The organism is Paraburkholderia sp. (genome assembly GCF_034668105.1).
Classification (GTDB): domain Bacteria; phylum Pseudomonadota; class Gammaproteobacteria; order Burkholderiales; family Burkholderiaceae; genus Paraburkholderia.
Genome location: NZ_JAXDPY010000408.1, coordinates 1 through 10928 on the forward strand (window position 1 = coordinate 1; position 10928 = coordinate 10928).

Here is a 10928-nt window from a genome sequence, read left to right on the forward strand (position 1 = left end):
TGTGAATGCAAAAACCCCGTTTTTGAGCGGGGTTTTTTATTGAGTCAGGGGCAAGTCTCCCGCCTGGTTGACGGCGCGAGTCCGTCCCGTTCACACAGCGCCTCCTTCGATATTCAGCCTATCGGTACGCTACCGGACAGCGTTCCACTGCCACCGAGGGTAAACCTTCCAGCATGGTCCAGCGTGCCTCAGCGGCACGTTTGCCACGGATTGCGCCCCGGCCTCCACAAACCGTCTTGACTTTCGCTCTCTCGCCGACAATACTCAATTCATACTTTGTACGGACAAAGCAACAAATGCGTACAAGTTACCCGAAAACAGGAGACGAGCATGGAGTCCGACGTTGCAGTAACCACCCGCATCCGCGCCAGTTACGGCCGCTACCTCGAAGATTTCCACGTAGGCGACATCTACGAACACCGGCCGGGACGCACCATCACCGAAGCCGACAACATCCACTTTTCGCTGCTGACGATGAACTTCCATCCGATGCATTGCGACGCCGCCTACGCGGCCAGAAGCGAGTTCGGCCGCCTGCTCGTCAATAGCGGCCTCACGGTTGCCGTGGTGCTCGGGCTGTCGGTGAACGACGTCAGCGGCAAGGCGATCGCCAACCTCGGCTGGAAAGAGATCCGCCTCACCGCGCCAGTGTTTTGCGGCGACACGATCTACGCGGAATCTGAAGTACTCGAAAAACGCGAATCGAAATCCCGTCCGGGGCAGGGCATCGTCACCGTGCAGACTCGCGCGTTCAAGCAGGACGGCACGGCGATCATGGACTTCGTGCGCAGCGCGCTGGTGCCCACGCGTGGCAACGGCGTAGGCGACTGACTGACAGACAGTCCTGCACGGCTCGAATCGCTGCAACAACGAGCCGACGACTGACTCACGCAGCCAGACAAAACAAAACTGCAGCATCCAGCGCCAACCTGTCAGCAAGAGCAGGCGGCGCGCGAATCCCGGCGGCGCTCGAACGACGCGTCGCAATGCGGCAAGCACTAGCAGAGCCGCATGCACACCAAGGAGACAAAGGTGGCTATCGGTATTGTCAATTCAGGCGCGCGACTCGATCGCCTGCCTATCGCGTCCTTCCACTGGAAGGTTCTAGGGCTCATCAGCGCCGGAGCTTTTCTCGACGCCTTCGACATCTATCTCGCAGCCGGTGCCCTGGGTGCAATGGTGAAGTCAGGCTTCTCCGACCTGAAGCTGAACGCGCTGTTCATCTCGGTGACCTTTCTCGGCATGCTGATCGGCGCCGGTTTCGCCGGCTATCTGGGCGACCGCTTCGGGCGGCGCTCGTCGTATCAGACCAACCTGCTGATCTTCGGCATTGCGTCGATTGCCGCCTGTTTCGTCCCGAGCATGAGCTGGCTGATCGCTTTGCGGCTGATCATGGGCATCGGCCTTGGCGCCGAACTGGTGGTGGCAGCCGGTACCTTGTGCGAATTCATTCCGCCTGCTTCACGCGGACGCTGGACCGCGCTGCTCGCGTTCATCATCAACTCCGGCTTGCTGGTGTCGACGGCAGTCGGCTACGTCGTGATCCCGCTGCTCGGCTGGCGCTATATGTTCGCGATTGCGGGCGTCGGCGCGATCATCGTGTGGGTGTTGCGGCATCGCATGCCTGAATCGCCGCGCTGGCTCGAATCAGTGGGCCGTGCCGAAGAAGCCGAGGCGACGGTCTCCGCGATCGAACAACAGGTGCAGCGTCAGAAGGGGCCGCTGCCGCCGGTCGCTCGCACCGAAAGTCTTGAAGTGCCGAAAGCGCCATTCTCCGCCCTGTTCTCACACGCGATGCTCGGCCGCACGCTGGTCGCCGCCTTGACGGCGGTCGCGGTGAACATTTCGGTGTACGGCTTTGTCGCGTGGCTGCCGACCTTCTTCGTGAAAGAAGGGCTGACCATCGTGCAGTCGCTCGGCTTCACGACGCTGATGGCGTTCGGCGCACCGGGCGGCGCGGTGATCGGCTTTCTGTGCGCGGACCGCCTGGGCCGTGCGCGAGGTCTCGTGGTCTTCGCGATCGCGACCATCGCGGTCGGTTTTGTCTATCCCAACATGCACGCGGGCTGGGCGATCAGTCTGGTCGGTTTTGTCTTGATCACCTGCATCTACACAGTCGCGACGCTCGGCCTGTTTGCCTACATCCCCGAACTGTTTCCGACCGAGTTGCGCTTGCGCGGAACCGGCACGGCGGGCGTATGCGGACGCGCTGCCTCGATGACGACGCCGTATTTCGCGGTGCTGCTCTACAACTCGTTTGGCGTGTCCGGTGTGCTGGCGATGGTGAGTGGCGTGCTGGCGTTGCTGGTGGTCGGCATTCTGCTGCTGCGCGTCGAGACCAATCAGCATGCGCTCGAGCAGATCTCGCCGAGCCTCGACACCCAATCCGATCCGATGCCCGCTACGCAGCAAGGATAAATCGAAATGACTTCACTTGATCCATCCGTCACGCTCTCCGATCAGTACGCGCGTTTCGGTCAGAGTCTGCAATTGCGCGATGTTCCTCGCGCTATCCAGACGCGCGCCAAGCACTTGATTCTCGACGCTGTCGGCATCGCCATAGCGTCGCGTGGTTATCCGTATGCGGGTGTGTCGCTGGCGGCATTCTCCGAGCTCGGCAGCGGCACGTCGCCCGTGATCGGCTACGGCAGGCGTCTCGCGCTGCGCGATGCCGCGGTGATGAACGGCGTGCTGATACACGGCCTCGATTTTGACGACACGCATTCACGCGGCGTGATCCATTCGACGACCAGCGCCTTACCGTGCGCCCTTGCGCTCGCCGACCGCGACGACCTGAGCGGCGCGGATCTGCTCAGCGCCTATATCGTCGCGATGGAAGTCTCGACGCGCGTTGCATCCGCCGCGAAGGGCGGTTTCCATCAGGCCGGCTTTCATCCGACGGGCCTTGTCGGCGCGTTCGGTTGCGCGGTCGCGGCGGCGCGCCTGTTGCACCTAGACGAAGCGCGCATGGCGCACGCACAAGGCATCGTTCTGTCGATGGCCGCCGGCAGCCTCGAGTTCCTCGAAGGCGGCGCGTGGACCAAGCGCGCTCATCCCGGTTTCGCCGCCGCGTCCGGCATCACCGCCGCGACGCTCGCGAAGCACGGTTTCACCGGTCCGCGTGCGGCGTACGAAGGACGCTTCGGTCTGTACGCCAGTCACCTGGGCAAGCCCCTCGACGAAGCCGATCAGCAGCTTGCGACCGAAGGCCTCGGCAGCACATGGCAAATCGACGAAGTCGCGATCAAGCCACTGCCCGCCTGTCACTTTACGCACGCAGTGGCCGATGCCGCGATCGCGTTGCATCGCGAGCATCGTTTCTCCGCGGACTCGCTCGACTCGATCACGCGTGTCGTCGCCAAGGTGCCGCGCGCAACGGTCGAGGTCGTCTGCGAGCCGCTCGCGCCGAAGCGCAAACCGGTCACCAGTTACGACGCGCAATTCAGCGTGCCGTACATCGTCGCCACCGCGTTGCTCAAAGGCCGCTTCACGCTCGACGAACTGGAACCGGCCGCGCTTGCCGATCCCGCCGTGCTGGCGCTGGCTGCACGCGTCGACTACGAAATCGATCCGGACTCGACCTTCCCGCGTCACTACACCGGCGAAGTCGTAGTGGAACGCAGCGACGGCACACGCGTCGCGCATCGCGAAGCAATCAATCGGGGGTGTGCCGACCGCCCCGTGAGCAACGACGACATCGTCACCAAGTTCTACGCGAACGCTCAGCGCACCGTATCCCGAAGCGTTGCTGAACAGATCGCTCAGGCCGTATTGCAACTCGACGAACGGCCAGCGCGCACATTGGCCGACACGCTCGCCGGATCCACCGAATCTTCAAGGACGTCATCATGACCGCCACCGAACTCGACACGCTGGACAACGATCAACTGATTCTGGACTCATTGGACCGCTTCCTTGAAACCGAAGTGCGGCCCTACGTTCACAAATTCGATCACGACGATATCTACCCGGAAGAGATCGTCGAGAAGATGAAGGAGATGGGCCTGTTCGGTTGCATCATCGATCCCGAATATGGCGGCCTGGGCCTGTCGACTCGCACCTACGCGCAGATCATCGCGCGGATCGCACGTGTTTGGATGTCGGTGAGCGGCATCATCAATTCACATCTGATCCTCGCGATGCTGGTGCAACGCAACGGCACGCCTGAGCAGAAGAGCAAATATCTGCCGAAGTTCGCCACCGGCGAATGGCGCGGCGGCATCGGCTTGACGGAGCCCGACTGCGGCACGGATCTGCAGGCGATTCGCACCACCGCGAAACGTGTCGGCGACGAATACATCGTGAACGGCAACAAGACCTGGATCACGAATAGCAAGCACGGCAACACACTCGCGCTGCTGGTGAAGACGGACCCCACCGCGCAGCCGCGTCATAAGGGAATGAGCTTGCTACTGGTGCAGAAGGGACCGGGGTTCGAAGTTAGCCGGCAGCTCGAAAAGCTCGGTTACAAAGGCATCGATACCTGCGAGCTGTCGTTCGACGATTTTCATGTGCCGGCCGACGCGCTGATCGGGGGCGTGGAAGGCAAAGGCTTGCAGCAGATACTCGGCGGCCTCGAACTCGGGCGCATCAATGTCGCCGCGCGCGGTGTCGGCATTGCGCAAGCGGCGCTCGAAGAATCGGTCAGCTATTCGCAGCAACGCAAGACGTTCGGCAAGCCGATCTGCGAGCACCAGGCGATTCAGTTGAAGCTCGGCGAAATGGCGACGCGCACCGAAGCCGGCCGCCTGCTGGTCGACGCCGCCGCGCGAAAGTACGATCGCGGTGAACGCTGCGATATGGAAGCCGGCATGGCGAAGTACTTCGCCACCGAAGCCGCGCTGGAGAACAGCATCGAGGCCATGCGCATTCACGGCGCGTACGGCTACTCGAAGGAATACAACGTCGAGCGACTGTATCGCGATGCGCCGCTCCTGGTGATCGGCGAAGGCACCAACGAGATGCAGCGCATCATCATCGCCAAGCAGTTGATCGAACGGAGTCCGGTATGAGTCTGCCCCTTTCCGGCGTGCGCGTGCTCGCCATCGAACAGTACGGAGCAGGGCCGTTCGCGACTCAGCATCTCGCGGACCTTGGTGCGGAGATCATCAAGATCGAGCATCCGGGCAATGGCGGCGACGTGGGCCGCGCGGTCGGCCCTTATTTTTTCGGCGAAGGCGATAGTCACTTTTTCGAAGCGTTCAATCGCAACAAGTGCAGCTTGACGCTCGATCTGAAGAAGCCCGAAGCGCGTACGGTGCTGCTGGACCTTGTCGCAAAGAGCGATGCCGTGTTCAACAATCTGCGCGGCGATCTGCCGGTGAAGCTGGGTGTCACCTACGAACAGCTGTGCGAGGCGAATCCGAAGATCGTCTGCGCGCATCTATCCGCCTACGGCCGCACAGGCAGCCGCGCGGCGTGGCCCGGCTACGACTATCTGATGCAGGCCGAGGCGGGATATCTGTCGGTGACCGGTGAGCCTGATAGTCCGCCGGCACGTTTCGGTTTGTCGATCATCGATCTGATGACCGGCACGACCGCGGCGATGGCGCTGCTCGCCGGTTTGGTCGATGCGAAGACCTCGGGCAAGGGCCGCGATATCGACGTGAGCCTCTTCGACGTGGCGCTGCATAACCTCGCCTATGTCGCGACGTGGTATCTGAACGGCGGCGTGGTCACGGGGCGCGAGAACCGCTCGTCGCATCCTTCGCTCACGCCTAGCCAGTTGTACAAAACGGAGGACGGCTGGATTTTCCTGATGTGCAACAAGGAGAAGTTCTGGAGCGTGCTCGCCGAAGTGGTCGACAAACCGTCATGGGTCACCGATCCGCGTTTCTGCAACTTCCAGGCGCGGCTCGCCAATCGCGAGCTGGTACAGACCGAACTCGACGCGGTGCTGTCGACCGCGACCACCGCGCAATGGCTCGAACGGTTCGGCGGCCGCGTGCCGGCCGCGCCGGTGTTCGACGTCAAGGAGGCGCTGGAGAATCCGTTCGTCGCCGAGCGCGAATGCGTGGTGAACGCGGAGCACCCGCGCTTCGGCAAGATTCGCGGCGTGGCTGCGCCGGTGCGGGTCGATGAGCCGCTGCCGATGCGCGCCGCACCGGATATCGGGCAGGATACCCAGCGGCTGCTCGACGAGTTGGGTTACGACGCAGAAAGGATTGCTTTGCTGAGGGAGGCGGGTGTGGTGCAATAAGGCCGGGCGGGCACAACTGCCCGCTCCTTCACTTCATTGCACACCGAGATGGCCACTACGACAGTCCTTGGGCAACAGCCGCGCTACATGCAGCTGGCACAGACGCTCCTCAACGAGATTCAGGACGGGCGGTTTCCCATCGGCGCTTTGCTGCCAACCGAGTTCGAGTTATGCGAGCAATTCGGCGCGAGCCGGTTCACGGTGCGGCAGGCGATCAAGCAACTGGAGCAACGCGGCCTCGTGGACCGTCGGCCGGGCATCGGAACCCGCGTGAAGGCCACGCAGAGCGAGACCGCGTACCGTCAGGTGATGGAGCGCCTGAGCGATCTGCACCGTTATACCGCGGATACGGAACTGGAGATTGCCTCGACGCAAACCATCGAGATCGACGATGCGGAGCTGCGCGAGCGGCTCAACGCGAAGCCGGGCGAAACGTGGCTCATGGCCGAAGGTATTCGTCGCACGCCAGGCAGCGTCGAGCCGATCTGCCACACCGAGGTGTATATCCACCCGGCGTTCCGATCGTTGACGGGGCTGAGCGGCCGCTCTCACGTGCCGATCTACACGCTGATCGAAAAACAGTTCGGCGAGCAGATCACTGAAGTGCAGCAGGAAATCCGCGCGATCGCGATGCCGGCGAAGCTCGCGCAGCGTTTGAACGCAAAGGCGCGTTCGCCGGCGCTGTGGTTGTGCCGCCGTTATCTGAACCGTCGTGGGCAACTGGTGGAACTGACGATCAGCGTGCACCCGGCGGATCGCTACAGTTATTCCGAAACGTTTCAACTCGACTGGCACGCGAACTAGGCAGCACCTGGCCGCGTGCTTCTGAAGGAGAGCAACATGGACGCACGCAGCTACCTGTTCGTTCCGGGCGACCGGCCCGAGCGCTTTATGAAGGCGCTGGACGCGGGCGCCGACGCGGTGGTGATCGATCTGGAAGACGCGGTCGCGCCGGCCGCCAAGGAGCATGCGCGCGAGGGCTTGCAGCGCTGGCTCATGACGGCGGACCGTTCGCGTCTGATTGTTCGCGTGAACGCGGTGGGCACGCCGTGGCACGCCGAAGACGTGAGGATGGTGAGCCGCTCCGGCGCGTCGGTGGTGATGGTGCCGAAATCGGATAGCGCACAGCAACTTGCCGATGTTGCGGCACGGTTGCCGTCGCAGGTAAGAATCGTGGCGCTGATCGAGACCGTTGCGGGCGTGGTGGCGATGCGCGAGATTGCCGCCGTGCCGTCGGTGGCGCGGCTTGCATTTGGGACGGTTGATTTTTGCGGCGACGCCGGGATTGAAGGGCTCGGCGTTGAGCTGGATTACGTGCGTTCGCAAATGGTGATCGAATCGCGCTATGCGGGCCTCGCTGCGCCAGTCGACGGCGTGACGCTGGAACTCGATAATCCCGAGCGGTTGGCGGCGCAGGTTGCTAGTGCGCGGCGCTTTGGATTCACCGGAAAGCTTTGTATTCACCCTAAGCAGGTGGACCCGGTGAATCGCGGCTTCGCGCCGAGCGACGAAGAGCGCCGCTGGGCGGCGCGGGTGTTGACCGCTTGCAATGAGCATCCCGAAGGGGCGTTTGCAGTGGATGGCAAACTGGTTGATAAACCGATCGTCGACCGCGCCAGGCGAATTTTTGAGTTTGATGCCAGGCAGAACGTGGGCTTCACCGCGTGAGATGTGCCAGCGCATCTCGCATCGGCGAACTGGAAACGACGATTGGTCCGGAAAACGGTGTATCCAGATCGACGATTACATAAATGGCGGAGGCAATCGATACGGCTCCCAGCGAGATAGTTACCCATGCCAACGCATTGCGCGGTGCGATCAACCCGAAGCTGAGAAAAATCACACACAGCCAGAATGTCAGCGTCATCAGAAAAGGCATGGAAATCGAACTGTGCGCTTCCTCGATGATCTTCCATCGAGCGTCCACCGTTCGCCGATATTGCTTCAACGCATCATCGAGCGTGCGCTGTTGCAACGGATCGTGCGTCTGCAATTGCCGCAACTGTGTTCCCACCGCAGTCAGCATGTCGCCGAGGCGCACGCTCTCCAACTGCTGCGAGTTATCCTGCGACCCGATGTTTCTCGGGTAGTCACCGGGCGGAGCCGGTTCCCTGGGCCATGTCGATGCAATCGCCGCCGCGGTGTACTGGCCCAGCAGGCGCCGAGCCTCGTCCGTACTGCTACCGTACTCCCGCAAAGTGGTGTCGAACTCGATCAAATCAGCCGCAAAGCCGCGCAAGCCATTCGACTCGGTATCGAAGCTGGCTTTCGCGGACGCCGTCATCAATCCAAGCACCAGAGCGGCAAACGTCACCAGCATGCCGATAACCAGTTGAATGAGTTGTACGGTCTCGTGAGCCTTGTGCTCTTCCGGCAGCAGCGGCCGCACCCACACGCCCAGACTGGTGCTAATCAGCAATAAAGCGAAAACCAGCAGCGCTGAGCCTATTTCCGACATTGAGATGCTCCGTAGACGTGTGTCCCGTCACTTTCTACTGACCGCCGGCCGCCGACCACCCGGGTAGTCCCGCAAAAAAGCTTGCATGCGTGGCCGCTGACTTCCGCTTTTATGTGGAGGTATCACAAACGTATGCACTATCAACTATAAAGTTTCCTGCAATCGCGCCGTAGACCAATTGTGTGACATTCGCTTAATTCTAATAAATCAAAGGTTGCGGACCTGCCCGTATGGGCTTGGGCGCAGCACGCCTGGCCGAGGCTGATTTCCTGGATATTCGGTCAGGTAGCCCAATGGAGATAAGCCCGATGCTGAAGAATCTGTCGATTCGAACCTGCCTTACCTTGATGATTGCGTTCTTCGGCGTGGTGCTGCTGGTCGGCGCCGCCGCGGGGCTGCTGTCGTTGCGTGCGAGCAACGCGTCGCTGCAGCAGATGTACACCGTGGATACGCCGGCGGTCGCCGACCTCGAGGGCAGTGCCGGACAGTTGCTGCGCCTGCGACTGGCGTTGGCGACCTACGCATCGTTGGTCGACCTGAACGATCAGGACGGCGCAAGCGCGGTGCTCAAGCGCTTTGATCAGTACCAGAAAGCATCGAACGACCGGCTTGCCCACTATGTGAGCCGCGCGGGCGCGGATGCCGATGAACAGCGCCTGATCAAGGACATGCAGGATAAGCGCGACATCTTCTTGCACGAGGGCGTCGAGCCGGCGCTGGCCGCGCTTAAATCCGGAGACAAAAGCGCGTTTGAGCAGCTGCAGGCGCACAAACTGCCGTCGGTTTATAGCGCGTATGAAAAGGCGATGCTCACGCTTGAGAAGCTGCAACTCGAGCACGGTCAACAGCGGTATCAGGATGCGCAGGACCTGTTTTACGCGATCTGCATTGCGGTGGCGGTGGGGATGGTGGTGTCGCTGCTGGGGTCGCTGGTCGGGCGGGCGGTGATGGTGCGTGCGATCGTTACGCCGGTCGATGCCACCATCGCGCAGTTTCAGCGGATTGCCAATGGCGATCTGACGAGCCAGATCGAGGTGACGAGCAATAACGAAATGGGTCGTCTTGCGGCGGCGTTGCGCAAGATGCAGGACTCGTTGATTGAGACGGTGAATGCCGTGCGGCATGGCACGGAGTCTATTGATACCGGTGTGAGCGAGATTGCGGCGGGGAATACCGATTTGTCGCAGCGGACCGAGGAGCAGGCTGCGTCACTTGAGGAAACGGCGGCGAGTATTGAGGAGCTGACTTCGACGGTCAAGCAGACTGCCGACAATGCGAAGCAGGCGAGTTCGCTGGCGCAAGGGGCGTCGAGCCTGGCGGCGCAGGGAGGTGATCTGACCGAGCAGGTGGTGGGTACGATGCATGGGATCGTCGATGACTCGCGGCGGATTGCTGACATTGTTGGCGTAATCGAAGGGATTGCTTTTCAGACCAATATTCTGGCGCTCAATGCGGCGGTCGAGGCGGCGCGCGCGGGTGAGCAGGGGCGCGGGTTTGCTGTGGTGGCTAGCGAGGTGCGGTCGTTGGCGCAGCGGAGCGCTGCGGCGGCCAAGGAGATTAAAGGGTTGATCGATGCATCGACGGCGCGGGTGCAGGCGGGTTCGCAGTTGGTCGAACGGTCAGGGTCGACGATGACCGAGATTGTTGAAGCGATTTCTCGAGTGAGTTCGATTATGGGGGAGATCGCGGCTGCGGCGATCGAGCAGAGTACCGGGATCGATCAGGTGAACCTGGCTGTGGCGCAGATGGATGAGGTGACTCAGCAGAATGCCGCTCTGGTGGAGGAGGCCGCTGCCGCGGCTAGTTCACTGGAAGATCAGGCCAGGAGGTTGACTTCGGCTGTGGCTGTGTTTCAGACTGGAAGTGGTGCTGGTGCTGGTGCTGGTGCTGGTGCTGGTGCTGGTGCTGGTGCTGGTGCTGGTGCTGGTGCTGGTTCTGGTTTTGCCGGGCGGCGAGGGGAAGGTATGGTTGCGCCGGGGAAGGTTGAGGTGGGTGGGTTTGTGGCGGTTTGATTTTTTGCCGACGCAGTGCTTGTTGTTTGTTTGCTCTGGGGCGTTGGCTTTTTCTTGAACTGGTTGCCTGCGCGGCGCTTTGTCTGTATGCCTACGGCGTTGGCCTTTCCTTGATTTGTTATTGGTCTATTAGCGTCGCCCCTGTGCGGGGCGGGCACCTACTTTTCTTTGCCTGCCGCAAAGAAAAGTAGGCAAAAGAAAGCGGCTCAAACCGCGAATTCTTAAGCGGGTCCCCCGCACAGTGACGGTAGTGGCGCAT

The 10928-nt window shown here is 61.7% G+C and carries 9 protein-coding genes; 8 read left to right on the top strand and 1 reads right to left on the bottom strand.

Annotation, left to right across the window (positions count from 1 at the left end; translation table 11 throughout):
• Positions 1-330: 330 nt before the first annotated feature.
• The 7 genes from QOC89_RS18200 to QOC89_RS18230 all read left to right on the top strand — a co-directional run bounded on the left by QOC89_RS18200 (position 331) and on the right by QOC89_RS18230 (position 7867).
• Positions 331-831: a MaoC family dehydratase gene (locus QOC89_RS18200; protein ID WP_323046298.1), complete on the top strand. Its 501-nt coding sequence runs from the start codon at positions 331-333 to the stop codon at positions 829-831.
• Between the two features lie 180 nt (positions 832-1011).
• On the top strand, positions 1012-2418 hold the full coding sequence (locus QOC89_RS18205) for an MFS transporter (protein WP_323046299.1): 1407 nt from the start codon (positions 1012-1014) through the stop codon (positions 2416-2418).
• A 6-nt stretch (positions 2419-2424) separates the two neighbouring features.
• Positions 2425-3852: an MmgE/PrpD family protein gene (locus QOC89_RS18210; protein ID WP_323046300.1), complete on the top strand. Its 1428-nt coding sequence runs from the start codon at positions 2425-2427 to the stop codon at positions 3850-3852.
• Positions 3849-5012 (top strand): acyl-CoA dehydrogenase family protein, encoded by a 1164-nt coding sequence (locus QOC89_RS18215; RefSeq protein ID WP_323046301.1) that lies wholly within the window; start codon positions 3849-3851, stop codon positions 5010-5012. Before QOC89_RS18210 ends, QOC89_RS18215 begins: the two co-directional genes overlap by 4 nt.
• On the top strand, positions 5009-6199 hold the full coding sequence (locus QOC89_RS18220) for a CoA transferase (protein ID WP_323046302.1): 1191 nt from the start codon (positions 5009-5011) through the stop codon (positions 6197-6199). Before QOC89_RS18215 ends, QOC89_RS18220 begins: the two co-directional genes overlap by 4 nt.
• An 87-nt stretch (positions 6200-6286) precedes the next feature.
• Positions 6287-7003 carry a GntR family transcriptional regulator gene (locus tag QOC89_RS18225; protein WP_323046303.1) on the top strand — a complete coding sequence of 239 codons (717 nt, stop codon included), beginning with the start codon at positions 6287-6289 and terminating at the stop codon, positions 7001-7003.
• Positions 7004-7039: 36 nt separating this feature from the next.
• Entirely contained in the window at positions 7040-7867 is an 828-nt protein-coding gene (locus tag QOC89_RS18230; protein WP_323046304.1) for a CoA ester lyase, read from the top strand.
• Here QOC89_RS18230 and QOC89_RS18235 read toward each other — a convergent pair.
• Positions 7857-8657, bottom strand: a complete 801-nt coding sequence (locus QOC89_RS18235) for a hypothetical protein (protein ID WP_323046305.1) — start codon at positions 8655-8657, stop codon at positions 7857-7859. The genes QOC89_RS18230 and QOC89_RS18235 overlap by 11 nt on opposite strands.
• Before the next feature lie 308 nt (positions 8658-8965).
• Here QOC89_RS18235 and QOC89_RS18240 point away from each other — a divergent pair, with 308 nt between their 5' ends.
• Positions 8966-10669: a methyl-accepting chemotaxis protein gene (locus tag QOC89_RS18240; RefSeq protein ID WP_323046306.1), complete on the top strand. Its 1704-nt coding sequence runs from the start codon at positions 8966-8968 to the stop codon at positions 10667-10669.
• The last annotated feature ends 259 nt before the right edge of the window (positions 10670-10928 follow it).